This is a genomic window from Streptomyces sp. DSM 40750, from assembly GCF_024612035.1.
Classification (GTDB): Bacteria; Actinomycetota; Actinomycetes; order Streptomycetales; family Streptomycetaceae; genus Streptomyces.
This window is the reverse complement of record NZ_CP102513.1, coordinates 5278887-5303075: the sequence shown is the minus strand read 5'-3', so window position 1 is coordinate 5303075 and position 24189 is coordinate 5278887. Positions and strand designations below refer to the sequence as shown.

Annotated in this window: 23 protein-coding genes; 13 read left to right on the top strand and 10 right to left on the bottom strand. The window is 70.5% G+C overall.

Going from position 1 to position 24189, the window contains the following annotated elements; all coding sequences use genetic code 11:
* The first annotated feature begins 139 nt into the window (after positions 1-139).
* Positions 140-979 (top strand): hypothetical protein, encoded by an 840-nt coding sequence (locus tag JIX55_RS23635; protein ID WP_257565309.1) that lies wholly within the window; start codon positions 140-142, stop codon positions 977-979.
* Positions 980-989: 10 nt separating this feature from the next.
* Positions 990-1415 carry a hypothetical protein gene (locus tag JIX55_RS23630; RefSeq protein WP_257565308.1) on the top strand — a complete coding sequence of 142 codons (426 nt, stop codon included), beginning with the start codon at positions 990-992 and terminating at the stop codon, positions 1413-1415.
* 27 nt (positions 1416-1442) lie between these two features.
* Here JIX55_RS23630 and JIX55_RS23625 read toward each other — a convergent pair whose 3' ends face one another.
* Entirely contained in the window at positions 1443-3851 is a 2409-nt protein-coding gene (locus tag JIX55_RS23625) for a cation-translocating P-type ATPase (protein WP_257565307.1), read from the bottom strand.
* A 148-nt stretch (positions 3852-3999) separates the two neighbouring features.
* The gene (locus JIX55_RS23620; protein WP_257565306.1) at positions 4000-4317 is read right to left on the bottom strand and encodes a DUF2530 domain-containing protein; all 318 of its coding nucleotides are present in this window, start codon (positions 4315-4317) and stop codon (positions 4000-4002) included.
* Here JIX55_RS23620 and JIX55_RS23615 point away from each other — a divergent pair.
* Positions 4316-4465 carry a hypothetical protein gene (locus tag JIX55_RS23615; protein WP_257565305.1) on the top strand — a complete coding sequence of 50 codons (150 nt, stop codon included), beginning with the start codon at positions 4316-4318 and terminating at the stop codon, positions 4463-4465. The genes JIX55_RS23620 and JIX55_RS23615 overlap by 2 nt on opposite strands.
* 37 nt (positions 4466-4502) lie before the next feature.
* Here JIX55_RS23615 and JIX55_RS23610 read toward each other — a convergent pair whose 3' ends face one another.
* A complete protein-coding gene (locus tag JIX55_RS23610; RefSeq protein WP_257565304.1) occupies positions 4503-4685 on the bottom strand; it encodes a BrnA antitoxin family protein in 183 nt (60 codons plus the stop codon).
* A 185-nt stretch (positions 4686-4870) separates the two neighbouring features.
* On the opposite strand from JIX55_RS23610, the gene JIX55_RS23605 reads away from it, so the two are divergent.
* From JIX55_RS23605 to thpR, 3 genes are all read left to right on the top strand, one after another.
* On the top strand, positions 4871-5308 hold the full coding sequence (locus JIX55_RS23605; protein ID WP_257565303.1) for a MarR family winged helix-turn-helix transcriptional regulator: 438 nt from the start codon (positions 4871-4873) through the stop codon (positions 5306-5308).
* A gap of 579 nt (positions 5309-5887) precedes the next feature.
* Complete coding sequence (locus tag JIX55_RS23600; protein WP_443046715.1) at positions 5888-7216, top strand: MFS transporter; 1329 nt, start codon at positions 5888-5890, stop codon at positions 7214-7216.
* A gap of 238 nt (positions 7217-7454) precedes the next feature.
* On the top strand, positions 7455-8030 hold the full coding sequence (gene thpR, locus JIX55_RS23595; protein WP_257565301.1) for an RNA 2',3'-cyclic phosphodiesterase: 576 nt from the start codon (positions 7455-7457) through the stop codon (positions 8028-8030).
* A gap of 244 nt (positions 8031-8274) precedes the next feature.
* Here thpR and JIX55_RS23590 read toward each other — a convergent pair whose 3' ends face one another.
* Complete coding sequence (locus JIX55_RS23590) at positions 8275-9267, bottom strand: aldo/keto reductase (RefSeq protein ID WP_257565300.1); 993 nt, start codon at positions 9265-9267, stop codon at positions 8275-8277.
* Positions 9268-9418: 151 nt separating this feature from the next.
* On the opposite strand from JIX55_RS23590, the gene JIX55_RS23585 reads away from it, so the two are divergent.
* Together JIX55_RS23585 and JIX55_RS23580 are read left to right on the top strand one after the other, a co-directional pair.
* Positions 9419-10348, top strand: coding sequence for a nuclear transport factor 2 family protein (locus JIX55_RS23585; protein WP_257565299.1), 930 nt, complete (start codon positions 9419-9421; stop codon positions 10346-10348).
* Between the two features lie 38 nt (positions 10349-10386).
* The gene (locus tag JIX55_RS23580; RefSeq protein WP_257565298.1) at positions 10387-10905 is read left to right on the top strand and encodes a hypothetical protein; all 519 of its coding nucleotides are present in this window, start codon (positions 10387-10389) and stop codon (positions 10903-10905) included.
* Here the strand turns inward: JIX55_RS23580 and JIX55_RS23575 are convergent.
* On the bottom strand, positions 10838-12481 hold the full coding sequence (locus JIX55_RS23575; protein WP_257565296.1) for an MFS transporter: 1644 nt from the start codon (positions 12479-12481) through the stop codon (positions 10838-10840). The two genes, JIX55_RS23580 and JIX55_RS23575, sit on opposite strands and share 68 nt — an antisense overlap.
* A 154-nt stretch (positions 12482-12635) precedes the next feature.
* Positions 12636-13223, bottom strand: coding sequence for a Uma2 family endonuclease (locus tag JIX55_RS23570; protein ID WP_257565295.1), 588 nt, complete (start codon positions 13221-13223; stop codon positions 12636-12638).
* Between the two features lie 135 nt (positions 13224-13358).
* On the opposite strand from JIX55_RS23570, the gene JIX55_RS23565 reads away from it, so the two are divergent.
* Entirely contained in the window at positions 13359-14132 is a 774-nt protein-coding gene (locus JIX55_RS23565) for a methyltransferase domain-containing protein (RefSeq protein WP_257565294.1), read from the top strand.
* Between the two features lie 77 nt (positions 14133-14209).
* On the opposite strand, the gene JIX55_RS23560 is transcribed toward JIX55_RS23565, so the two are convergent.
* The gene (locus tag JIX55_RS23560; protein WP_257565293.1) at positions 14210-14893 is read right to left on the bottom strand and encodes a GDSL-type esterase/lipase family protein; all 684 of its coding nucleotides are present in this window, start codon (positions 14891-14893) and stop codon (positions 14210-14212) included.
* A 292-nt stretch (positions 14894-15185) separates the two neighbouring features.
* Between JIX55_RS23560 and JIX55_RS23555 the strand changes: the two genes are divergently transcribed.
* Positions 15186-16199 carry a WD40 repeat domain-containing protein gene (locus tag JIX55_RS23555; protein WP_257565292.1) on the top strand — a complete coding sequence of 338 codons (1014 nt, stop codon included), beginning with the start codon at positions 15186-15188 and terminating at the stop codon, positions 16197-16199.
* A gap of 81 nt (positions 16200-16280) precedes the next feature.
* Here JIX55_RS23555 and JIX55_RS23550 read toward each other — a convergent pair whose 3' ends face one another.
* The 3 genes from JIX55_RS23550 to JIX55_RS23540 all read right to left on the bottom strand — a co-directional run bounded on the left by JIX55_RS23550 (position 16281) and on the right by JIX55_RS23540 (position 20240).
* Positions 16281-17927 carry a VWA domain-containing protein gene (locus JIX55_RS23550; protein ID WP_257569454.1) on the bottom strand — a complete coding sequence of 549 codons (1647 nt, stop codon included), beginning with the start codon at positions 17925-17927 and terminating at the stop codon, positions 16281-16283.
* Positions 17928-18058: 131 nt separating this feature from the next.
* Positions 18059-19294, bottom strand: a complete 1236-nt coding sequence (locus JIX55_RS23545) for an AAA family ATPase (RefSeq protein ID WP_257565291.1) — start codon at positions 19292-19294, stop codon at positions 18059-18061.
* 85 nt (positions 19295-19379) lie between these two features.
* Complete coding sequence (locus JIX55_RS23540) at positions 19380-20240, bottom strand: TetR/AcrR family transcriptional regulator (RefSeq protein WP_257565290.1); 861 nt, start codon at positions 20238-20240, stop codon at positions 19380-19382.
* Positions 20241-20327: 87 nt separating this feature from the next.
* Between JIX55_RS23540 and JIX55_RS23535 the strand changes: the two genes are divergently transcribed.
* From JIX55_RS23535 to JIX55_RS23525, 3 genes are all read left to right on the top strand, one after another.
* Entirely contained in the window at positions 20328-21422 is a 1095-nt protein-coding gene (locus JIX55_RS23535; RefSeq protein ID WP_257565289.1) for an ATP-binding cassette domain-containing protein, read from the top strand.
* Positions 21419-22240, top strand: coding sequence for an ABC transporter permease (locus tag JIX55_RS23530; protein ID WP_257565288.1), 822 nt, complete (start codon positions 21419-21421; stop codon positions 22238-22240). Before JIX55_RS23535 ends, JIX55_RS23530 begins: the two co-directional genes overlap by 4 nt.
* A 197-nt stretch (positions 22241-22437) precedes the next feature.
* Entirely contained in the window at positions 22438-24015 is a 1578-nt protein-coding gene (locus tag JIX55_RS23525; protein WP_257565287.1) for a cellulase family glycosylhydrolase, read from the top strand.
* The last annotated feature ends 174 nt before the right edge of the window (positions 24016-24189 follow it).

Below are 24189 nucleotides of genomic sequence, written 5' to 3'. Positions count from 1 at the left end.
CGGGCGATCCAGTATTGCGACGGGATCCATCCCGTTCAATCGGGCCACAGTGGATGACGAACGTGACGGGGGCACGGAGGGCCGTATGGAACAAGGAATGCGGGAAGAGATGCGACAAGAGCGCCAAAGGGTGGATGAGTTGGACGAGTCGGATGGGCTGGACGAGTTGGACGAGTGGGAATACCGGGCCCTGCTCGCCGTGGACATCGAGAGTTCGGCGGGACGCGGCGACCCCGCTCTCCTGAGGATCCGCGAGGCGCTGTCGACCGCGCTCCGCGAGTCGTTCGAGCGGAGCGGCATCGACTGGGAGAAGTGCCTGCGCCACGACCTCGGCGACGGAATGCAGGTGACGACACCGGCCCGGCTGCGCAAGACCAGGCTGATCCACCCGCTGATCCATGAACTCACGGCCCGCCTCCGCGCCCACAACAGCCTGGCCGCGCCCCGCGCGCAGGTCCGGGTGCGGATCGCGCTCCACGCGGGCGAGGTCCACATCGGTTCCGGTGGCCAGGCTGTCGGCCGCCCCCTGGAGGTCCTCGCCCGGCTGCTCAACGCCTCCCCGGCCCGCACCGCCTTGCGGCAGGCCCCCGACGCGGTGGCGGCACTGCTCATCTCGCCGCACTTCTACGACGAGACGGTCTGCCACGGCCATCCGGGCATCGATCCCGCAGCCTTCCGCGAAGTCACCTTCACCGAGAAGGAATACACCGCCTCGGCCTGGCTCCACCTGCCCGAGCACCAGGCGCCTGCCTCGGGGCCGGAGGAGCCTCCACAACCCTCGGAGCTGGTGGAGCCCTCGGAGCCGGAGGAGCCCCCGCAGGTGGTGAAGCCCCCGCAGGCGGAGGAGCCCGCGCAGCCGGCTCCCGCCGACGAGCGGCCCCTCGGCCACGCGAAGATGATCAACAAGGCGTCCGGCAACGGTGTCGTCTACGCGCTCCAGAGCGGCACCCAGACCATCAACCACCACCCCGGGACATGAAGGAGCGCAGGTGAACGAGGAGTTGACCTTGCTGGCGGAGGCGGGAGCCGCCGCCGTGGTCACGGCGATGGCGACGGACCTGTGGCAGGGGACGAGGGACACCGTCCTCGGACTCTTCCGCCGGGCCGAACCGGGCCCGGGCCGCGGCGCCGGGATCGAGGCCCAACTCGACGGCAACGCCGCCCTGGTGGAGCAGACCGCCACCCCCGACGACGTCCGCCGGGCCCTGGCCGCCGTCTGGGCCCTGGAGCTGACGGCCCTGCTCCGCCGCGACCCCTCCTGCCGTGCCCCCTTGGCCCGGCTGACCGCCGAGATCGACGGCGCCCTCCCGAACGACCTCAGGCGGCTGGTGCTGGAGCAGACCAACACGGCACACGACTCCGGCACCGTCTACGCCGTCCAGCGCGGCGACCTGCACACGCACCGGCCCGACTGACCGAAGGAGCCGCGCCGCGTGCGCGACCTACGCGGGGAACCGCCGGTCCACCCACTTCCACAGGAATTCCAGCGCGGCCGACGCGCCCGCCGCGATGGCGACCGCCAGCCACGGCATCGTCGTACCGACCAGGCGCAGCGCGAAGAAGTCCTGGAGCCAGGGCACGACGAGGACGAGCAGGAATCCGGCGCCCATGGCGGCGACCAGGCAGAGCCGCCACCAGGTGTACGGGCGGGCGATGATGGCCAGCACCCACATGGAGATCAGGAAGAGGGTCAGGGTCGCCACACTGGTCTCGGCGGCCAACGCGCCCTCGCCCGCATAGTGGTGACGGGCGATCAGATAGGTGACGAAGGTGGCCACGGCCGCCAGAACGCCCCCCGGGACCGCGTACCGCATAACCCGTCGTACGAAGTGGGGCTTGGCGCGTTCCTTGTTGGGGGCCAGGGCGAGGAAGAAGGCCGGGACGCCGATCGTCAGGGTGGAGAGCAGGGTCAGGTGGCGGGGGAGGAAGGGGTACTCCACCTGCCAGCACACCACCAGGAGGGCCAGGAGCACCGAGTACACCGTCTTGACCAGGAACAGCGTCGCGACCCGCGTGATGTTGCCGATCACCCGGCGGCCCTCCGCGACCACTGACGGCAGCGTCGCGAAACTGTTGTTGAGGAGGACGATCTGGGCGACGGCCTTCGTGGCCTCCGAGCCCGAGCCCATCGACACGCCGATGTCGGCGTCCTTCAGGGCCAGGACGTCGTTCACGCCGTCGCCGGTCATCGCGACCGTATGGCCGTGGGACTGGAGGGCGCCGACCATGTCCCGCTTCTGCTGGGGGGTGACCCGGCCGAAGACCGTGCCGGAGTCCAGTGCCTTCGCCATGTCGTCGCGTTCGGCGGGGAGCCGGCGGGAGTCGACCACCTGTCCGTTCAGGCCCAGCTTGCCGGCCACCGCGCCGACCGACACCGCGTTGTCGCCGGAGATGACCTTCGCCCGTACGTTCTGCTCCTCGAAGTAGCGGAGAGTGTCGGCGGCGTCGGGGCGCAGCCGCTGTTCGAGGACGACGAGGGCGGTGGGGCGGGCGCCGCGGGCGACCTCGGGGTCGTCGAGTTCGCGGGTGGCGCGGGCGAGCAGGAGGACCCGCAGGCCCTCCTCGTTCAGGCGTTCGGTCTCGGTGAGGGCCGGGTCGTCGTCGGGGAGCAGGACGTCGGGGGCGCCGAGCAGCCAGGTGCTGGACTCGCCGTCGCCCTCACTGAAGGACGCACCGCTGTACTTGCGGGCCGAGGAGAAGGGCAGCGACTCGGTGCAGCGCCAGTCCTCGCTGTCCGGGTAGGCGTCGATGATGGCCTGGAGCGAGGCGTTCGGTCGGGGGTCCGATTCGCCGAGTGCGCCGAGGACCCTTCGTACGTACGACTCCTCGCTGCCGTTGAGGGGGTGCAGCCCGGTGACGTCCATGCCGCCCTGTGTCAGCGTGCCCGTCTTGTCCAGGCATACGACGTCGACGCGGGCGAGGCCCTCGATGGCGGGCAGCTCCTGCACCAGGCACTGTTTTCGGCCGAGGCGGATCACACCGATCGCGAAGGCGACGGACGTCAGCAACACCAGGCCCTCGGGGACCATCGGGACGATGCCGCCGGCCGTGCGGGCGACGCTGTCCTTGAAGTCGTTCCGCTTCACCACCAGCTGGCTGATGATCAGGCCGATCGCGGTCGGGACCATCATCCACGTCACGTACTTGAGGATCGTGGAGATCCCGGAGCGCAGCTCGGAGTGGACGAGGGTGAAGCGGCTCGCCTCTTCCGCCAACTGGGCGGCGTACGCCTCCCGCCCCACCTTCGTCGCGGTGAACGCCCCGCCGCCCGCGACCACGAAACTGCCCGACATCACCTGGTCCCCGGGCTGTTTGACGACCGGGTCGGCCTCGCCGGTGAGCAGTGACTCGTCGATCTCCAGGCCGTCGGTCTCGACGCACTCGCCGTCGACGACGATCTTGTCGCCGGGTCCGATCTCGATGAGGTCCCCGAGGACGATTTCTGAGGTGCCGACCTCGACCGCCACGCCGTCCCGGCGGACCCTCGGTTTCGCCTCGCCGATGACGGCGAGGGAGTCCAGGGTCTTCTTCGCCCGCCACTCCTGGATGATGCCGATGCCCGTGTTGGCCAGGATCACGAAGCCGAACAGGCCGTCCTGGATCGGCGCGACGAACAGCATGATCAGCCAGAGCACACCGATGATCGCGTTGAACCGGGTGAGGACGTTCGCCCGGACGATGTCCACCGTGGAGCGACTGCTCCGTACGGGGACGTCGTTCACCTCGCCGCGGGCCACCCGCTCGGCGACCTCCGCGGCCGTCAGGCCACGCGCCCGCCCGTGGGCCGAGGCGGCCGGGACAGGGGTGGGGTGCACAGGATCGAGGTCGGTGCCCGCGTCGATGTGCGTCATGCATTCGACGGTACGTGCGGATTTGGGCGTTCACCCGCCGAGTGCGCCAAAGATCCGACCGGGGGAGGAGGGGGGGAGGTAGGAGGGTGCCGTGATGCCGTGGTCGGACACGGCGATTCAGTCGGGGCCCGGCTTCAGCGGAGGGTGCCTACTCGACCGGTGTCACATCGGTGGTGGCGTCGGCCTCCGCGGCGGCCTCCGCGGCGGCCTTGCGCTCCGCGTCCCGCTTGATGGCCGCGTCCCGTCTGCGCACGTAGTAGATGCCGATGAACCCCAGCCCGCCCCCCGCCAGACAGGTCCACACCCACCACGCGTGCCCGTGGTCCTCGTACCAGCCGTAGAACGGGAGCTGGACGACGAAGAGGACGAGCCAGAGGATCGTGCCGCCGACGATGGTCGGCACGATGGGGCCCTCGAGGGGCTCCGGTGCCTCGTGCTTGGGGGATCCCGAAAAGAAACCGGCCATGGGCACAGCTTACGAGGCGGACGGGTCTACGCGCGGAGACGGCGTTCCTGCTGCCGCCTGCTTCGCTCCTCATGGGCGTGCCGTCATGTACGTGGTGTCGGCGGTGTTCGTCTTCTCCTGCCTGGTGGCGGCGCTGGTGCCGACGTGAGCCGCGCGTCGCTGCGGGCTCACTCGAAGCCGGCCGGTCACGTCACTCCGTAGAACTTCTCCGTCTCCTCGACGGCGGTCTGGAATCGCTCGTCGAAGTCGTCGCGAATGAGCGTCCCGATCACGTAGTCCTGGACGGTCATTCCCCTTTTCGCCGCGTGGGTCCGGAGCCGGTCGAGAAGCTCCCCGTCTATCCGCAGGCTGAGCACAGTGGTCCCCATGTGTACGAGGGTCAGGTGTGCTGTGGTCTGTCGTGTCGGGATCTGCGTATTAGTCACCCGTATGAGTGAGAAGGGCGAGCGGTTAGGTGCGCGGGGATGTATGGGGGCGCGAGTGGTGGGACTCACGGCGCCGGTCGCGGAGTTCCAGTAGTCGTTAGCGAGGGTAATGAGTTACGCTAAGGAACATGCCTGACCTAAACCATGGCGACGACGAGGCCGCTGTGAACGCGCTCCGCTCGGCCGTGATGCGCCTGTCCCGTCGGCTCAAGCACCAGCGGGTCGACGAGTCGCTGAGCCCGACCGAGATGTCGGTGCTCGGCACCCTCGCCCGCTGCGGCACCGCCACACCGGGCGAGCTCGCCCGCAAGGAGCATGTGCAGCCGCCGTCGATGACCCGCATCGTCGCCCTGCTGGAGAGCAAGGGGCTGGTGAAGCTGGAGCCGCACCCCGAGGACCGGCGGCAGAAGGTGGTCACCCAGACCGAGCGGGCCGAGGCGATGCTCGAGGAGAGCCGCCGCAAGCGCAACGCGTTCCTCGCCTCTCTCGTGGAGGGCCTCGACGAGGACGAGTGGGAGAAGCTCCGCGCGGCCGCGCCGGTGCTGGAGAAGCTCGCCCATCTCTGACCGGGCGCCCGGCCGGCGGGTGCGCCGGAGCCGTCGGAGTGCGCCGGATCGGCCGCCGGTACGCCCTGGCCTGCAGCCCGTGCGCCGTCAGGGGGCGGGCATGGGCCGAGCCGAAAACCAGCAGACAGAACAGGAGCGGTGAGGCTCACGCAACCGCAGGATGTGCACGCGTTTCACGCAAGGAGGCGAACCCCTTTGAGTACGGGCCCCGGAGCACCTTCCGTCCCCGCACCGACACCCACCCACGAGCCCCCGCCCACCCCTGCCGTCCCGGAAGCGCCGCCGGATACCGCCGGCCTGCTCAAGCGGGACGCTACCGCTGCCGCTCCCACTCGGCCGGACGCCGCCGATTCGGTGCAGCCGGGCGTCGACGGCCCGGTGAAGTCCGGTTCGCCGACGCCTCCCGATCCGCCCGAGACCTCCGACAGTCCGCCCGAGACCTCCGACGGTCCGCCTGAAGCCTCCGACTCCTCGTCGGCCGCCCCCGGCCCCGGCCTGTCGGCCGCCCCCAGCCCGTCGGCCGTCGCTTCCGAGACGTCCGTCGCTTCCGAGGACCTCGGTGACCGCGAGCGCGTCTCCATGTTCCGTTCGTTGGGGGTCCGGAACTACCGGCTGTTCTTCCTCGGGCAGGTGGTGTCGAACATCGGCACGTGGATGCAGCGGATCGCGCAGGACTGGCTGGTGCTGAGCCTGACGGGGTCGTCGACCGCGGTCGGTGTGACGATGGCGCTGCAGTTTCTGCCGATGCTGCTGTTCGGGTTGTACGGCGGGGTGCTGGTCGACCGGTTCCCGAAGCGGCGGCTGCTGTTCCTGACGCAGACGTCGATGGCGGTGACGGCGCTGGCGCTCGCCGCGCTGACGCTCTCCGGGCACGTCCAGGTGTGGCACGTGTATGTGGCCGCCTTCGCCGTGGGGATGGCCACCGTGGTCGACAACCCGGCCCGGCAGTCGTTCGTGTCGGAGATGGTCGGCCCCGACCAGCTGCAGAACGCGGTCAGCCTCAACTCGGCGAACTTCCAGTCCGCCCGCCTGGTCGGCCCCGCCGTCGCCGGTGTGCTGATCACCACCGTCGGCACGGGCTGGGCCTTCCTCTACAACGGCCTCTCCTTCGTCGCCCCCATCACCGGCCTGCTGCTGATGCGCACCCGCGACCTGCAGCCCGTCCGCCGCGCCCCGCGCGCCAAGGGCCAGCTGCGCGAGGGCCTGCGCTACGTCGCCGGCCGCCCCGAACTGCTCTGGCCCATCGTCCTCGTCGGCTTCATCGGCACCTTCGGCTTCAACTTCCCCGTCTGGCTGTCGGCGTACGCGGACGACGTGTTCCACGCGGACGCCGGCTCGTACAGCCTCTTCAACACGCTCATGGCGGTCGGCTCGGTCGCGGGCGCCCTGCTCGCGGCCCGCCGCGGCACCGCCAGGCTGCGCGTGCTGATCGGGGGCGCGCTGGCCTTCGGCCTGCTGGAGATCGTGGCCGCGCTGGCACCGGCGTACTGGATCTTCGCCCTCCTCATGGTGCCGATAGGGATGTTCGGCCTGACGGTGAACGTCACCACCAACACGGCCATCCAGATGGGCACCGACCCCGCGATGCGCGGCCGCGTCATGGCCCTCTACATGATGGTCTTCCTCGGCGGCACACCCCTCGGCGCGCCGATCGCCGGCTGGGTCACCGACGTGTACGGCCCCCGGATCGGCTTCGTCGCCGGCGGCGCCGTCGCCACGGCCGCCGCGGTCACCGTGGGCCTGATCCTCGTGAGGGCCGGCGGGATGCGACTGTCGGTGGGGTGGAACGAGGGGCATCCACGGGTGCGGTTCGTGCCGAAGGAGCCGGTGGAACGGAAGGAGCAGCCGGTGGAGCTGGTGGAGCCGGTGGAACCGAAGGAGCAGCCGGTGTCCGCCTCCGCTCCCTGATCTCCCGTATCCGTTGCGGGGGCGGCTCGAAGCCGGCGGGAGCGTACCGTTGTAGCAGGCGATCTACAGCAGCGCGCGTTCGTCTCCGTGTACGTGTTCTCGTACGCCGGCGAGCGCGCCTCCCACCCCCACCCCCCACCACGACCATGGCCGACGTCCCCCCGGTACCTCTTCATGTCGTACGTCCATGGTCGTGGAGCGCTCGCCAGGTGATCCGTTCCCTGGAAGGGTGATCGGCATGAGACTGTTTGCCGCGGTGCTGCCACCAGCCGACGTCGTCGACGAACTCGCCCTGGTGATCGGGGAGTTGAGGAGCCGGGCAGACGCCGACCGGCTGCGCTGGACCGAGCCGCCCGGGTGGCACTTCACGCTCGCCTTCTACGGGGAGGTCGACGCGTACGTCGCAGCGGATCTGTCGGAGCGGCTGGCGCGTGCCGCGCACCGGACCGATGCGTTTCCGCTCGCGGTGGGGGGCGGCGGACAGTTCGGTCACGGCCGGGCGCTGTGGGCGGGGGCGGAGGGCGACCTGGGTGCCCTGCGGCTGCTGGCCGACCGGGCGGAGGCGGCCGGGCGCAAGGCCGGGGTGGACATGGGGGAGCACCGTCGGTACAAGCCGCATCTGACGGTGGCCCGCGGCCGGGAGGCGTTCGAGGTGCGGCCGTACGTCGAGGCGCTCGGTCGTTTCGTCGGGCGTACGTGGACCGTCGCCGAGCTGGCGCTGATGCGCAGCGATCTGCCGACCTCGGGGGTGCCGGGGGAGCAGCCGCGGTACGAGGTCGTTGGCCGCTGGGGCTTGGCCGCCGGGGTCGCCTGAGGGGGCCGGGGGCGTGCGGTTAGGCTCGGTGGTGTGGACCCGAAGACCCGTAACCGGATCATGGCCGGTGTGCTTGTGCTGATGTTCGCGGTGGTTGCTGTCGCGGCGGCGCTTGGTAAGTAGCCGTACGAGCCGTACGAGCCGTACGTTCCGGCGGCCGTCGGGGAACTGCGGACCGTTGTGGACCCGCGCGCCGGTGGGGGCTGGTCGCGCAGTTCCCCGCGCCCTCAAGGACGGCCGGTGGTTACCAGGCGAAGGCCTCCGGGGACGGGCCCGGGCCCGGGAAGATCTCGTCCAGTGACGTCAGGAGCTCGTCGCTCAGTTCCAGCTCCGACGCCCGCAGCGCGGATTCGAGCTGTTCCGCCGTACGGGGGCCGACGATCGGGCCCGTGACACCGGGGCGCGTCAGGAGCCACGCCAGGGCGGCTTCGCCGGGCTCGATGCCGTGCTTGTCGAGGAGGTCCTCGTAGGACTGGATCTGGGCGCGGACGGCCGGGTCGGCGAGGGCCTCGGCCGCGCGGCCGGAGGCGCGGCGGCCGCCCTGGACCTCCTTCTTGAGGACGCCGCCGAGCAGTCCGCCGTGCAGCGGAGACCAGGGGATGACCCCGAGGCCGTACTCCCGCGCGGCCGGGATGACCTCCATCTCGGCGCGGCGCTCGGCGAGGTTGTAGAGGCACTGCTCGCTGACGAGGCCGATGGTGCCGCCCCGGCGGGCGGCGATCTCGTTGGCCTGGGCGATCTTGTAGCCGGGGAAGTTGGAGGAGCCGACGTACAGGATCTTGCCCTGCTGTACGAGGACGTCGATCGCCTGCCAGATCTCCTCGAAGGGAGTGGTCCGGTCGATGTGGTGGAACTGGTAGACGTCGATGTAGTCCGTCCGCAGCCGCTTGAGGCTGGCGTCGACCGCGCGCCGGATGTTCAGGGCGGAGAGTTTGTCGTGGTTGGGCCAGGCGTCGGGGTTCGCCGCCATGTTCGCGTACACCTTGGTGGCGAGCACGACCTTGTCGCGGCGCTCGCCGCCCTGCGCGAACCAGTTGCCGATGATGCTCTCGGTGCGGCCCTTGTTCTCGCCCCAGCCGTACACGTTCGCCGTGTCGAAGAAGTTGATCCCCGCGTCCAGCGCCGCGTCCATGATCGCGTGGCTGTCCGCTTCGTCCGTCTGCGGACCGAAGTTCATGGTGCCGAGCACCAGCCGGCTGACCTTGAGTCCCGTGCGTCCGAGCTGTGTGTACTTCATGGCTCCTTAGCCAAGGCGGTGGAGTGCGCTCTAGGCAAGCGGAGTTGGGTTCTGGCAGCCCGGACGGACGAGATCTTGACGCTATCTCATGGTTAGTGCTTTCCTTCGGTAAGTGCAATCTTGAAACTTCAAGCTATCCACCGGGAGCATCGTGACCCCCACCACGCCTGTCCGTCGTGCCCTTGTCGCCGCCCTCGCGGCCGTCGCGCTCACGTCCACCGTCGCCGTCGTACCGGCGGTCGCGGCCCCGACGGCCGCCGCCGAGCGGGTCTCGTACGGGAACGCCGCGCGCCTCGCCCACCAGAAGTCCATTGCCGTTCGCGTCCTCAAGGGAGTGTTCGAGGAGGGGGACACGGCGGTCGTGGACCGCTACGTGCGGCCGGACTACATCCAGCACAACCCGCTCGCGCCGGACGGGGCGGAGACGTTGAAGGGTCTCGCGGGGGTGATGAACCAGCAGTTCCCGGACGCCGAGTACGACGTCAAGCGGGTCCTCGCGCAGGGCGACCTGGTCCTCGTGCACTCCAACGTCGTGCTGACGCCCGGCAGTCGGGGCTCCGCCGTGTTCGACATCTTCCGGTTCCAGGGCGGTCGTATCGCGGAGCACTGGGACGTGGTGCAGGAGGTGCCGGAGTCGTCGGCGAACGGCAACGACATGTTCTCCACGGTCAGTCGGCCGCAGACCAGCAAGCCCGGGCCGGCCTGGCTGACCTCGTACAACGAGAAGCTGGTGACGAAGGCGTTCGACCGGCTGCTGGTGCGCAAGGACCTCTCGGCGGTCGACAGGTACTGGGGCCCCGAGTACCACCAGCACAACCCGAACATCCCGAACGGCGTGGAGGGGGTCAAGGCCGGGCTGGGCGCCTACTTCCAGCAGTTCCCCCAGCTCTCCGTCTCCCCCAAGCGCGTCATCGCCGAGGGCGACCTCGTCGCCGTCCACAGCCACTACGTGAACGCGCCGGGGGAACGCGGACAGGCGGTCATCGACCTCTTCCGGGTACGGAACGGGAAGATCGTCGAGCACTGGGACGTGCTCCAGGACGTGCCGGCGACCTCGGCCAACGACAACACGATGTTCTGACGGTGATGGGCGTACGGGGCCGTGCCACCCTGTGCGCCATGGAGCGCGCGTGGATTCGGGGACTGGTCGTGCCGCCGTTGCTGGTGTCGTTGCTGCGGGAGGGGCGGTGGGTGCATCCGGGGGACGCGGAGATGGGTCGGGTGATTCCTTGGTTCGAGGATCCGCTGCACTTCTGCGGCGGCGTGGCCGAGATGGAGCGGGAGTCCCGGTCGATGGACATGTTCGCCGACGACTCGGACTCCGATCTGTTTCACGTGGTGCGGGGCAGTCGGCGGGGGGTGCCCGTCGAACTGCCCTGGCTCGACGTGGAGAAGGCGTACCTCGTCGCCGTCAATCGGCGGCCGGGCGACGACGTGGCCCTCGCGCTCGACTACCGCACCGATCCGGCGGACCCCAGGGTCGTGGGCAGCGACTTCTGGACGGACCCCAGGCATTGCGAGTGGCGAGTGGTGGCGCCCACCTTCTCGGCGTTCGCCGCCACGCTCGGGCTCAGGTCTTCGGGAGATTCCGGGGGTTCCGGGGGTTCTGGGGGTTCCGGGGGCGTTGGGGGGTCTTGAGAGTCGACTCGGTGGGGCGGGTCGGACGGCGGTGGGGGAGCAGGAGGAGTGGGGTCGCCAGGAGGAGGACGCCGGCGGCGGTGATCGCGGTGCGGGGGGTGGTGGCGGCGGCCAGGAGGCCCCAGAGGGCCGTCAGGGCCGCGGTGGTGAGTTTGCTGGTGACGGACCAGGCGGAGAGGGTGCGGACGACGCGGTCCGGTGGGGTCTCGTTGAGGCGTTGCGTGGCCAGTACGGGGTTGTAGACGCCGATGCAGGTGATCAGGCCGAGCTCGACGACCATGACGAGGACGAGACCGGCGGCACCGGGGCCGACGAACGCCAGCCCCAGCGGCCAGCACGCCCGCAGTGTTCCCGCGGTCAGCAGGACCCTGCGATGCCCGTACCGGGCGACCAGACGGCGGGAGAGGCGGGAGCCGATCAGACCGCCGACGCAGGGCACGGCGAAGGCGAGGCCGTACTGCCAGGCGGAGAAGCCGAGTTGGCCCACCATGAGGACGAGCATCAGGGGCGAGGCGACCATGATCAGGGCGTTGACGAGGAGGGTGTTGAGGAAGAGGGGGCGGAGGGCCGGGTTGGTGAGGATGTAGCGCCAGCCGTCGAGGAGGTCGCCGGGGCGGAGACGGGGTGCGGGGGTGGGGCGCGGGCCGTTCCCTGGCGCGGGCCGCTGTGACGAGGGCTCCAGCGGCGGCGCGCTTCCGGGATCGGGTTCCCGGGGCGGCGCGTTTCCCGGATCGAGTTCCCGGGGCGGCTCGCTTCCCGGATCGGACTCCTGTGGCGGGATGGTCTCCGTGGCGGGCTTCTGCGGTGCGGGCTTTGGTTGCGGGCCGGTCTGCGGTGCGGGCTTTGGTTGCGGGCCGGTCTTCGGTGCCGGCTCCGGTTGCGGGCTGGTCCTTGTCGCGGGGTTCGGTTGCGGGCCCGTCTCCGGCGCGGGCTCCGGCCGTGGGTCGTTTCCCGGCGCGGGTTCCCGTAGCGCCCCGTGTCGTGTCGGACGGGGCTCTCTGCCGCCGATCGCTCGGATGCCCGCCGCCGAGAGGAGGTAGCTGATCGCGTCGGCCACAAGGGTCGTCACGGGGCCGAAGATGCCCAGCGCGGCTCCGCCCAGTGGGGGGCCGAGCATGGTGGCGGTCCAGGTCGTGGCTTCCAGGCGGCCGTTGGCGGCCAGCAGGTGTTCCGGGGGGACCAGGGACTTCAGACAGGCGCCGCTCGCCGCCGTGAAGGTGATGTCGGCCGCGGCGACGACGGTGGACACCAGCAGGAGCTGGGGGAAGGTGAGCAGATCGAGGGCGTACGCCGTCGGGACGGTCAGGAGCGTCGCACAGCGGACCAGGTCCATCGTGATCATCACCGGGCGTTTGCGGCGGAACTCCACCCAGGGGCCGAGCGGTACGGCCACCGCCGCGCCGACCGCCAGGCCGGTGGCCGCCAGTGCGGAGACCTCCGTCGGGCCGACGTCCAGGACCAGCACCGCGATCAGGGGGAACGCGTCGAACGCCAGCCGCGTACCGAACGAACTGACCGCGAACGCCGCCCACAGCCACCGGAACTCCCGCCCCAGCGCCCGCCCGGCCCCCACCATCTCCGGTACCCCTCCCGCCGCGGCGCCGCTCGACGCGGCCCGCGCGGGTCACGTCCGACCGGGTCATCCAAGCGAGCATGAGGCGGCCGATCAAGCCACCGGCCGACTGGGGAGCGGTTCTTGGCCAGGCCTTTGACGGCTTGACGCGACGGGCTCAGTCGCGGGGGAACTCGTCGGTCTTGAGGGTGAGGCCGACCACGGTGCCGGCGAGGTCCACGTCGTCTCCGAAGGGGATCTTCGTCTCGGTCGCGTAGTCGCCGTCCTTGGGGTGGGTGTAGATGTGGCACCTGCCCTGGTACGGGTCGGCGATGAGGTAGACGGGCACCTCGGCGACGGCGTAGGCGAGCTTCTTGGGGCCGTAGTCATTGGCGGCGGTGCCCTTTGAGATGACCTCCGCCACGAATTCGATGTCCTGGTAGCGCCAACGGCCGCTGCTGTCCTTCACGGACCGATCGGCCACCGCTGCCACATCGCAGGCGAAGCCGTTCAGCTCCCCGGGAAAGTCGATGCGTACGTCCGATGCCAGCCGCTTCGGGGTGTATTTGTCGCGCATCTGCACCAAGATGTCGAAGATGATCTCGAAGTGAGTCTGGCGCTGCGGCGACATGAAGATGTTTCCCCCGACGATCTCGACCTTCGTTCCCTCGGGGATGGGCATCTTCTCAAGGCACTCGAACATGACGTCCAGAGTCAGCTCGCGGCTTCCCTCGGCCATCTCGATCCTGTCGTCAAGGACGGTCATCGTGGCGCTCCTCCCCGGCCGCCCCTCGATCGAGGACGGCCGCGCAGTACAACGATACGCACGGTGACCGGGACACGGATGGCACGGCGAAACTCCCTTGCGCGCCCGTCGCCCGAACCGCTTGGGTCGGCCCTCATGACCACGACCGCGCTCGCCGCCCTCCACCGCCCCGACCGCTACCCCCGCTCCTCCGCCTACGACCCCTCCTGGCTGCTCGATCTCGACATGGGACCGAATCCGCTGTGGCTGTTGGAGGACCTGGTGGGGGACCTCGAACTCCGGCCCGGTATGCGGGTGTTGGACCTGGGGTCGGGGAAGGGGGCGACGTCGGTGTTCCTGGCGAGGGGGTTCGGGGTGGAGGTGGTGGCCGCGGACTGGTGGATCGCGGCGGAGGAGGCGGCGGGCGTCTTCGAGAAGGCCGGGGTGGGGGACCGGGTGACGGCGGTGCGGGCGGAGGCGCACGACCTGCCGTTCGAGGAGGGGAGCTTCGACGCCGTCGTCAGCGTCGACGCGTTCGAGTACTTCGGGACAGCGGACGGCTATCTGCCGTATCTGGTGCGGTTCCTGCGGCCCGGCGGGCAGCTCGGCGTCGCCACGCCCGCGCTGACCCGCGAGGTGCGCGACCTCGGGTTCATACCGGCCCACATCAAGGACGTCGTCGGCTGGGAGGCCATCGCCTGGCACACCGCCGAGTGGTGGCGGTTCCAGTGGGCGATCACCGAGCTGGTCGACGTCACCTCGGCCCGGCTCCAGGAGGACGGCTGGCGGGACTGGTCGCTGTGGGCGCGGGCGTGCGTCGAGCGGCAGTCGCAGCCGGGGGGAATCAATCAGGCGGTCGTGGAGATGCTGGAGGCCGATCGGGGGGAGTATCTGTCGTTCGCGCTGGTGACGGCCAGGAAGCCCGCCTAGGCGCGGGTGCACGACGAGGACCGCTCGGGCCCCCGGCAGTTACGACGACCCCCGGCAGTTACGACGACCCGTGGCCGTTACGACGACTCGTACGGTCCGCCCAGCCCCCACGCCTCGTGCATCGCGCTCGCGAAAGCCGCCGCGATCTTGTGCTCGCCGGAGGCGTTGGGATGGGTGCCGTCGTAGGTGTCCCAGTGGATGTCGTACGACGGGGGCGGGGACGCCAGGAGGAGCGGGGAGCGGGGTTCGTCGAGGTCGGCGGCCGTCTTGGCGAGGAGTTCGTTGAAGCGGGCGACCTGGGTGGCGAAGGAGGCGTCGGACTCGGCGCGGACGTTCGGGGTGACCGGCAGGAGGACCATGCGCACGCGCGGGTTCGCCTCGCGGGCGGCCGCGACGAAGCGGCGGGTGTTCTCGGCGGTCTGCTCGGCGTTGGTGTAGAAGCCCAGGTCGATGAGGCCGAGGGAGACGAGGAGCACGTTGGCGCGGTGTTCGCGGATCGCGTCGGCGATCAGCGGGGCCATGTGGAGCCAGCCCTCGCCCCAGCCGGCGAGATGGGCGCGGGGGAAACGCGGGTCGGTGTCGGCGTACTCGTACGACGTCGGGGCGTCCAGCGCCTTGTCGTAGAGCGTCTCGCGCGGGCCGACGATCTTGAAGGGGTCGTCGTGCGTCGCGCACAGGTGCTGCCAGAACCGGTAGCGCCATGTGTGTTCGCCCGCGCTCCCGATCGTCATGGAGTCGCCTACGGGCATGAACCTGAGCATTCGCACATCATGAACGATCGCTACCGGCCGGTAGGGGCTGTCGGCCCGGACAGCGCTGTGAACCTTGCCACGTCACGGTGTCGGCGCCACGTGGCTCGGGAGGTTCTGTCAAATGGGGCGCCGGGAACCGCGCGACCAGCCACGGACAATCCGCATCCGGGGGAACTGCGCGACCAACCACGGACCATCCGCATCCGACCAACCACCGGACAACCCGCACCCCGACCACCCACCGGACACCCCCACGGCGCTCCCCGCCCCACCCGGCGGAGCGGGATGGCAGGCTTGGCACATGCGCCGTCGCCCCCTCCACCCGTTCCTCGCCGGCTTCGCCGGTCTCGCCGCGATCCTGCTCGCCGCCGTGTCGGCCGCGCCCGCGGTCGCCGCCGACGACGGGTTCACGATGAAGGATCCGAGGATCACCGAGTCGAGCGGACTGGCCGCGTCGCGGCAGCACCCGGGGGTCTACTGGACGCACAACGACAGCGACGACGGGGCGTTCCTGTACGCCGTGGACAGCGAGACGGGCGAGACGGTCGCCACCGTCACCATGACGGGTGTCGGCACCCCGCGGGACGTCGAGGCGATCTCCATCGGCCCGGACAACAGGCTCTACGTCGGCGACATCGGCGACAACCTCGGCGGCACCTGGGCGTACGTGTGGATCTACGAGCTGCCGGAGCCGAAGGAGCTGACGGACCAGACGATCAAGGCCACGCAGTACGTCGTGAAGTACGAGGACGGGGCGCGGGACGCGGAGGCGCTGATGGTGCATCCGAAGACCGGGCGGGTCTACATCGCCGACAAGAACGAGGCGGGCGGGTCGCTGTACGAGGGACCGGCCGAGCTTTCCGCCTCCGGCACGAACGTCTTCAAGAAGGTCGCCGCCGTCCCCGACCTGGAGGTCACCGACGGCGCGTTCTCGCCCGACGGCAAGCACCTCGCCCTGCGCGCGTACTTCGGCGCCATCCTCTACGACTGGAACGACGGCAAGATCAAGAAGGCCGAGCGGCTGAGCGTGCCGTTGCAGCGGCAGGGGGAGTCCGTCACCTTCACCACCGACGGCTCCACGATCATGTACGGCAGTGAGGGGTCGGGCAGCACGGTCGTCGCCCGGGACGTGCCCGGCGGCGGCTCCGGGAGCGACGGCTCCGGTTCGTCGTCCTCCGACGGGGACGGCTCCTCCGGCACCACCCAGGCGGACGGCGACGGCACCAGCTCCACCGTCAAGGTCGGCGCACTCGCCGTCGCCGGGGCCGTGGTCGTCGTATGGGGCTTCAAGCGGCTGCTGCGCCGGCCGTCCTGAACCCCGTATGGGGCCTTCGAGCGGCTGCTGCGCCGGCCGTCCTGACCCACCCGGCACCGGTCACGTGGACGTGAGGCCGGGTCAGATCACGCGGAACAGGTCGGCGGCGGCGTGGACGTCGGTGAAGTCCTCGATGGCGCGGAGGTTGTCGCACAGGGCGTCCAGGACCGAGTCGGCCTCGGCGACGCGCGGGGCGCCGACGGCCACGCCGAAGACGCGGAAGCCCAGCCGGTGCTTGGCGTCGTTCCAGCCGCGCATCCATTCCTCGGTGACACCGCAGTCGTCGTCGGTGATCATCACGATGTCGCCGCGTCTGCGGGCGGCGTCGTCGAACTCCTCCGCCAGCAGTTCGCCGGCCGCCGTCAACGGCCTCTGGTAGCTGGTGCCGCCGCCGAGGAAGGTCTCCGCGAAGTCGAGGACCCGGTCGATGCCCGCGGGTTGGCCGGCCGGGAAGCGGAAGACCTGGAGCTTGTCGGCGGCGGAGAACAGGATGCCGACGAAGTCACGCCCCGCGTCACGGGCCTGGTCCAGCAGTGCCAGGGCGCACGCCTTGGCCCACGCCTCCCGGGTGACCCCGCCGGGCCCCGCCTCGTACATGGAGTGCGAGGTGTCCACGCAGGCGATGACGGCGCCCTGACCGGTGGTCTGCTCGCCCTGGCTGTCGTAGAGCATCAGTTCCCCGGCGGCGTAGCGGGCGGCGAACACCGCGCGCAGCCCGGGCAGTCCGAGGTTGGCCAGCTCGGAAGGGATCACGCGGGAGAGGTCGTCGCCGAGTGTCACGCCGACCAGCTCCCCGGTGGCGTTCTCCACCTTGCGGGCGCGCTCACCGGCGGCCATCTGCCGGAAGCGGCCGATCAGTTCGGCCCACTGGTCGAGACGGCCGGTACGCAGCCGCTCGGCGAGCCGGGCCCGCTGGTCGAACGGCAGCCGCTCCAGCTCGCCGGCACCGACGCCCCATGCCCGCATCAGCGCGGCCTCCTCGCGTACGGCCTCGGCGGCCTTCGCCGCCGCGCTCCGTGCGGCGGTACGGATACCGGGGGCCGCCGCCGCGAGCGCCTGCGCGGCGGTCCGGGCGGCCTGCCGAGCGGTGGCCTCGGCGGCCTCGGCGGTCTCGATCGCCTGTCGTACGGCGTCGGCGGCGGCCGGGGTCGGGGTCGGAACCGGGGTCGGGAACACGGTGCCGTCTTCGGCACCGCCTTCGGCGGCCCGCTGGAGCGCCTCGCCCACGGCGGTCGCCGCGGTTTCGGCGTCCCGCTGGGCCTTCTTCGCCCGCTCGGCCTGTTCCCGGGCGTCCCGGGCGTGGTCCAGCATCCGGCGCAGCGCGCTGGCCTGGGCGAGTACGGCCATGGCGGCGGCGTAGGGGTCGCCGGCCGTCTCCCGGTGCAGCTCGGCGAACTCCGGTGACTCCACCAGCGAGGTGATGACCTGGTGGTTGACCAGCCGGGAGGGGTCCATCTCCGGGCGTTCGCGCAACCGTGGGCGGACCTTGTAGGCGGCCAGGAACGCGTCGGTCAGGAGGTCGGTGGCGGTGTGGGCGTGGCGCTCGTTCAGTTCCTGGGCCAGCTCGCGCAGTCCGGCCGACTGCTCATAGGTGTCGCGCCAGGTGATCCGGTCGAACCGGTCCGCGACCACCGCCTCGGTGTGCCGCTCGGGAGCGGTGGCGGACAGGCCCAGCCACGGACCGGCCCGGCTCGCCAACTCGTCGAGACTGCCCGGTGCCGTACCCATCGTCTTGTCCGGTGCCGTGTCCATGGTCTTGCCCGGTCTCTCGCCCATGGTCCTGATCTCCCTCGGTGTCCCCGGTGTCCCCGGTGTCCCCGGTGTTCCCGGTGTTCCCGGTGTCCAGGCGCTCCCGGTCCTCAGAACTGGGACTGCACCATGCTCGCGTCCACGCCGAGGGCCTCGGTGAGGACGCGGGCGCGGACGGCGCGCTGGCGGCCGGTGACGCGGTCGATGGCGGCGGTGGAGCGGCCCGCGCTCGCCGCTTCCTCGCGCAGCTTCTCCAACCGCTTGCCCGCCATGGCGAGCTTGTTGTGGGCCTTCTTGATGACCCACTCGCTCAGCGCCTCGCGGGACTGCCCGGCCATGGCGTCGAGCTGGGCCTCCAGCTCCTCGATGGCGTCGGCCAGGTCGAGTGCCTCCTTGGCGTCGGGGTTGACCAGGTGCAGCACCTCGCGTTCGACGGTCGGGCGCTCGGCGGGGGAGTCCCACAGCACATGCGTCAGCACCGACAGGTCGGTCTCGGCGACCGCCGGGCGGCCGTCGAGGTACGCGGACGCCTGGAGCAGCCGTACCGCCTGCCGCCAACGGCGGTCGGAGGCGACGAGTTCCTTGCGGCGCAGGGCGGCCCGCAAGGTGCACACCGCGTCCACGATCACGTCGGGGACGCCCACGGCCGGGACGGCTTCGGTCACGGCGTGCTGCAACGCGGCCAGTTCGACGGTGGTCCGGGTCGGTGCCGCCGGGCGGCTGACGGCGGAGCGGACCAGCGCGGCGAAGTTCGAGGGGTCCGCCAGGTATCCGACCTCGATCCGTACCAGCAGCCGGTCGTAGATCGCGGCCGAGTCCTCTCCGCCGGGCAGTTCGTTGCTGGCCGTGATGGCCCCGATGAGGGGGCAGCGGATGGGTTCGCCGCCGCTCTCGGGGTGGTAGATCCGCTCGTTGAGGTAGCCCAGCGTCTCGTTCAGCGCCGCCGTGGAGCACTTGAAGATCTCGTCGATGAACGCGATGTGCGCGGTCGTGGCGCGGCCGTCGTAGACCTGGCGGTATTCGCCCCGGGCCAGCGCGGCGACGTCGATGGGGCCGAACATCCGCGTCGGCGCGGTGAACTTCGACAGCAGGATCTCCCAGTAGGACGCGCCCTCGATTCTGCCGGTGAGCTCCCGGGCCATCTCGGACTTCGCCGTGCCGGGTGGGCCGAGCACCAGCGAGTGCTGTCCGGCCAGCAGCGTCACGACCAGAGTCCGCACCACGTCGGCCCGCTCGTAGAAACGGTCCGACAGCTCGTCGCCGATCGCCCGCAGCCGCTTGGCCGTGTCCGGTGCGTCCTGCGCGTCCGGTGCGTCCTGCGCGTCCGGCACGTGCGGTGCGTCCATCTCCAACTCCTAGCCCCTGGCGCCCGGTTGGGCGGACGAGACGGCTTTTCGCCCGAGCAAGATAGTCCCCCGAAAGCCCTCGTCGTCAGACCTTTTCCCCGCCCCTGCCCCCGCCCCGGACCCTGCTCCCGCCCCCGCGCCGCTGCCCGACGAACACCTCCAGCCCGTCCAGGATGCGCTGCAGGCCGAACTCGAAGTGGTCGAAGTCCGGGGCGAAGGCGTCCTCGGAGAGGCCGGCGAGGAGGGGATAGCGGCCGGAGGTCATGAGCTCTTCGAGGACGGGTGCCTGGGCCTGCCAGAACTCCTTGTCGGTGAGGCCGGTCCGGTGTTCCGCCTCCTGCTGGTAGAGCTGGGTGCGGGCGGCGCCGACGACATAGCCGTCGACGGCGATCATCACGGAGACCAGCTCGGGGTCGGTCAGGCCCATCGACTTGATGCGGGAGAGGACCTTCTCCATGCCGTCGAGGGCGCTGGGGCCGAGGATCGGGCGGGACTGGTTGACCTGGAGCAGCCAGGGGTGGCGTTGGTAGAGGGCGAGGGTCGCGCGGCCCAAGGCCTCCAGGGCCGAGCGCCAGTCGCCGTCGCCCAGGTCGGCGGGGTTCTCGGAGGGCCGCTGGACGCGGTCGAGCATCAGGTCCAGCAGTTCGGCCTTGCCGGGGACGTAGCGGTACAGGGACATGGTCCCGGTGCCGAGTTCCGTGGCGACGCGGCGCATGGAGACGGCCGCCAGGCCCTCGGCGTCGGCGACCAGGACGGCCGCCTCCACGATCCGGTCCAGGGTGAGCCCCGGCTTGGGACCCCGGCTGGGGCGTCGACCGGTGTCCCACAGCAGCTGGAGGGTGCGGACGATGTCGCCGCTGCCGCTGGTCTCCGTACCGCCGCCGGCACCGCCACCGGTACGGCCGCCGCTCGCGCCGTCGCCCGTACTGCCCTTGCCCCTTGTCATGACCTGAGTTTATGTCCTCGGGAAAAAACTGGGTACGACGTACGCGCAATCGGGTACGGTGTACCCAATTAAAGAGAAGGGGGACTCATGAGCGACGGAAACGGAGCCCGAGGCGGCGACGGGTACGCGGTGCGGGCGGAGGGCCTGGAGAAGCGGTACGGGGAGAAGTGCGCGCTCGACGGCTTCGACCTCACTGTCCGCGAGGGCACGGTGCACGGCCTCCTCGGCCCGAACGGCGCGGGCAAGACCACGGCCGTACGCATCCTGTCCACACTGCTGCGCCTGGACGGCGGCCGGGCGACGGTGGCCGGCCTCGACGTGGCGCGGCATCCGCGCGAGGTGCGGGCCAGGATCGGCCTCACCGGCCAGTACGCGGCGGTGGACGAGGTGTTGACGGGCCGTCAGAACCTGGAGATGTTCGGGCGGCTGTTCCATCTGGGCGGGAGGAGGGCGAAGCTGCGCGCGGCCGAACTCCTCGACCAGTTCGAGCTCACCGACGCCGCGGACAAGGGTGTCGGCAAGTACAGCGGCGGTATGCGGCGCCGGCTCGACCTCGCCGCCTCGATGATCCTCGCCCCGGCCGTCCTCTTCCTCGACGAGCCGACGACCGGCCTCGACCCGCGCAGCCGGGGCGAAGTCTGGGAAACGGTACGGGCGCTGGTGGCGAGCGGCACGACCGTCCTGCTCACCACCCAGTATCTGGAGGAGGCCGACAAGCTGGCCTCGCGCATCACCGTCATCGACCAGGGTCGGGCCATCGCAGACGACACCCCGGACGGGCTGAAGAGCACGGTCGGCGGCGACCGCATCGAGGTCGTCGTCGCCGAGCGCGCCGACATCGCGCGCGCGGTGAAGGTCGTCGCCCGCGTCTCGGACGGCGAACCGGAGTCGGACGACACGGAGTTGCGTGTCCACGCGCCCGTGACCGATCGCGTCTCGGCCCTGACCGAGGTGGCGCGCACCCTCCAGGACGAGGGCGTACGGGTCGAGGACATCGGGCTGCGCAGGCCGAGCCTCGACGACGTGTTCCTGCGCCTGACGGGACACCGCACGGAGAAGACGGGGACGGCCGACGAGATCGGCAAGAGGGACAAGGCCGGGAAGAGCGACAAGGCCGAGAAGACGGAAAAGGCCGGGAAGGCCGGGAAGGCCGGGAAGACCGAGAAGGGGGCTGCCGCATGACCGCCGTCGACCTGAGCGCGCCGGGCACGCACGGCCGTACGTACTGGTTGCTCGCCGACTGCTGGAACATCGTCCGCCGCGGCCTCACCCACTACCGGCGCCAGCCGGTCAACATCGCCTGGCAGCTGGGCTTTCCCATCCTGTCCGTGCTGTTGTACGGCTATGTCTTCGGCAGCGCCATGCAGGTGCCCGGCGGCGGGGACTACCGGGACTTCCTGATGCCGGGGATGTTCGTGATGACGATGGCCTTCGGGTTCATCAACACGGCGACGCTGGTGGTCTACGACTCCACCAAGGGTGTCATCGACCGCTTCCGCTCCATGCCGATGGCGCCGTCGGCGGTGGTCGCGGGGCGGGGTGTGACCGATCTCCTCGTCGCCTGCGCGGAGTTGGCCATCATGATGCTGACGGCCTTCGCGATGGGCTGGCGCCCGGACGCGGGCCTCGGCTTCCTGGCCGCGTTCGGCCTGCTCCTCTGGCTCCGCTTCGCGCTGATCTGGATCGGCGTCTGGCTGGGCCTGATGGTCCCCAACCCCGAGGCGGCGGGCGGTCTGTTCGCGGTCGCGTTCCCGCTGACCATGATCTCCAGCATCTTCGTGGCCCCGCAGCTCATGCCCGACTGGCTGGGCTGGATCGCCGCCTGGAACCCGATCTCCTCCACAGCCGCCGCCACCCGCGAACTGTTCGGGACGCCGGTCGGTGGCGGCGACTCCTGGATCGAGCAGAACGCGCTGCTGATGGCCGGGGTGTGGCCGGTGGTGCTGACGGTGATCTTCCTGCCGCTGGCGGTACGGAGGTTCAAGAAGCTCAGCCGCTGACGGTGCGGAGGTTCAAGGCGCTCGGCCGCTGACGTAGGTCGGCGAGGCCGCGTCTCGTCGTCGCGGGGGCGTCCGGTGTACCAGGTGACGCCGGACGCCTTGACGTGTCCATGTGACCTGTCTTCCATGGGAGGTGCGGGTGGTGGGAGCGCTCCCACCGGTTCCGGGCCCGCGCCTCCCGAGGAGGAAGCAGCGACATGTTCCGCAGCTTACGGAGAACCCTGGGCGCCCTGTGCGCGGCCGCCGCCGTGCTCGTGCTGCCCCTGTCCGGCGGCGCGCACCCGGCGGCCGCGGCGACCGCGCCGGAGGTCGGCGCGGCGGGCATCGGCGCGGCGGAGGCCGGCGCCGGCTACTGGCACACCAGTGGCCGCCGGCTCCTGGACGCGTCCGGCCAGCCCGTCCGCATCGCCGGCATCAACTGGTTCGGCTTCGAGACCGCCAACCACGTCACCCACGGCCTCTGGGCCCGCGACTACAAGAGCATGATCGACCAGATGAAGTCGCTGGGCTACAACACCATCCGGATGCCCTACAGCGACGACATCCTCAAGTCCGGCACCATGCCGGACAGCGTCAACTACTCCGACGGCAAGAACGCCGATCTGCAAGGCCTGACGTCCCTTCAGGTGCTCGACAAGATCGTTGCGTACGCCGGTCGGAGCGGCCTGAAGGTCATCCTCGACCGCCACCGCCCGGACGCGGCCGGCCAGTCGGCCCTCTGGTACACGTCGGCCGTCCCCGAGACGACGTGGATCACCAACCTGAAGGCACTGGCGACCCGCTACAAAGGCGACTCGACGGTCATCGGCATCGACCTCCACAACGAGCCCCACGATCCAGCCTGCTGGGGCTGCGGCGACACGACCAGGGACTGGCGCCTCGCTGCCCAGCGCGCCGGCAACGCGGTCCTCTCCGTCAACCCCGACCTGCTGATCCTCGTGGAGGGCGTCCAGACGTTCAACGGCGTCTCGGGCTGGTGGGGCGGCAACCTGATGGGCGTGGCCCAGTACCCGGTGCAGTTGGACGTCCCCAACCGCGTCGTCTACTCGGCCCACGACTACGCCACGAGCGTCGCCCAGCAGAGCTGGTTCAGCGACCCGTCCTTCCCCGACAACATGCCCGGGATCTGGGACAAGTACTGGGGCTACATCTTCAAGCAGAACATCGCGCCGGTGTGGGTGGGCGAGTTCGGTACGACGCTCCAGTCGACGGTCGATCAGAGGTGGTTGGCCGCCCTGGTGACGTACCTGCGCTCGACCTCCGCCCACGGCAACGACTCCTTCCACTGGACCTTTTGGTCCTGGAACCCCAACTCCGGTGACACCGGCGGGATTCTGAAGGACGACTGGCAGACCGTCGACACGGTGAAGGACGGCTATCTGGCGAGCATCAAGGCCCCGGGCTTCCCGTCCGACGGCACCGACCCGAACGACCCCGACGACCCGGACGACCCCGGCGGCCCCGGAGGCGGAACGGCCGCCTGCGCCGCCGCCTACACCGTCAGCAGCGACTGGGGCGGCGGCTTCAACGCCGAGGTGAAGGTGACGAACACCGGTACGACCGCGATCAGTTCCTGGAAGGTGACCTGGACCTGGCCCGGCGCCCAGCGGATCACCAACATGTGGAACGCGTCGTACACCCAGAGCGGCACGACGGTGACGGCGACGAACGCCGCCCACAACGGGGCTGTCGCCGCGGGAGGTTCGGCGAGCTTCGGCCTCGGGGGCGCGCCCGGGGGTGGGGGTGCGCCGAGCGTGAGCTGTGCGGCGGAGTGACCACGGCGTGAGAGGGGGCGCCCGGTGCTCGCCGAGCGCCCTCATCGGTGGGACGGCAATGTCCCGGATTGGTTCAACTGCTCTTTTCTGTGAGTCACTTGAGCGTTTGCAATGACTCAATTCAGTCAAGTCTTGGTCGAATAGGTTCTTGTGTGGTGCGCTCTTCCGCAAGCA

Bases quoted from the DNA above. Each gene is read 5' to 3' on its own strand.
- JIX55_RS23530 (WP_257565288.1), top strand. From the start codon at position 21,419: ATGACCGCCGTCGACCTGAGCGCGCCGGGCACGCACGGCCGTACGTAC.
- JIX55_RS23605 (WP_257565303.1), top strand. From the start codon at position 4,871: ATGCCTGACCTAAACCATGGCGACGACGAGGCCGCTGTGAACGCGCTC.
- JIX55_RS23560 (WP_257565293.1), bottom strand. From the start codon at position 14,893: ATGCTCAGGTTCATGCCCGTAGGCGACTCCATGACGATCGGGAGCGCG.
- JIX55_RS23540 (WP_257565290.1), bottom strand. From the start codon at position 20,240: ATGACAAGGGGCAAGGGCAGTACGGGCGACGGCGCGAGCGGCGGCCGT.
- JIX55_RS23565 (WP_257565294.1), top strand. From the start codon at position 13,359: ATGACCACGACCGCGCTCGCCGCCCTCCACCGCCCCGACCGCTACCCC.
- JIX55_RS23570 (WP_257565295.1), bottom strand. From the start codon at position 13,223: ATGACCGTCCTTGACGACAGGATCGAGATGGCCGAGGGAAGCCGCGAG.
- thpR (WP_257565301.1), top strand. From the start codon at position 7,455: ATGAGACTGTTTGCCGCGGTGCTGCCACCAGCCGACGTCGTCGACGAA.
- JIX55_RS23620 (WP_257565306.1), bottom strand. From the start codon at position 4,317: ATGGCCGGTTTCTTTTCGGGATCCCCCAAGCACGAGGCACCGGAGCCC.
- JIX55_RS23535 (WP_257565289.1), top strand. From the start codon at position 20,328: ATGAGCGACGGAAACGGAGCCCGAGGCGGCGACGGGTACGCGGTGCGG.
- JIX55_RS23625 (WP_257565307.1), bottom strand. From the start codon at position 3,851: ATGACGCACATCGACGCGGGCACCGACCTCGATCCTGTGCACCCCACC.
- JIX55_RS23615 (WP_257565305.1), top strand. From the start codon at position 4,316: ATGGGCACAGCTTACGAGGCGGACGGGTCTACGCGCGGAGACGGCGTT.
- JIX55_RS23555 (WP_257565292.1), top strand. From the start codon at position 15,186: ATGCGCCGTCGCCCCCTCCACCCGTTCCTCGCCGGCTTCGCCGGTCTC.
- JIX55_RS23580 (WP_257565298.1), top strand. From the start codon at position 10,387: ATGGAGCGCGCGTGGATTCGGGGACTGGTCGTGCCGCCGTTGCTGGTG.
- JIX55_RS23610 (WP_257565304.1), bottom strand. From the start codon at position 4,685: ATGGGGACCACTGTGCTCAGCCTGCGGATAGACGGGGAGCTTCTCGAC.
- JIX55_RS23590 (WP_257565300.1), bottom strand. From the start codon at position 9,267: ATGAAGTACACACAGCTCGGACGCACGGGACTCAAGGTCAGCCGGCTG.
- JIX55_RS23525 (WP_257565287.1), top strand. From the start codon at position 22,438: ATGTTCCGCAGCTTACGGAGAACCCTGGGCGCCCTGTGCGCGGCCGCC.
- JIX55_RS23575 (WP_257565296.1), bottom strand. From the start codon at position 12,481: ATGGTGGGGGCCGGGCGGGCGCTGGGGCGGGAGTTCCGGTGGCTGTGG.
- JIX55_RS23600 (WP_443046715.1), top strand. From the start codon at position 5,888: ATGTTCCGTTCGTTGGGGGTCCGGAACTACCGGCTGTTCTTCCTCGGG.
- JIX55_RS23550 (WP_257569454.1), bottom strand. From the start codon at position 17,927: ATGGGTACGGCACCGGGCAGTCTCGACGAGTTGGCGAGCCGGGCCGGT.
- JIX55_RS23545 (WP_257565291.1), bottom strand. From the start codon at position 19,294: ATGGACGCACCGCACGTGCCGGACGCGCAGGACGCACCGGACGCGCAG.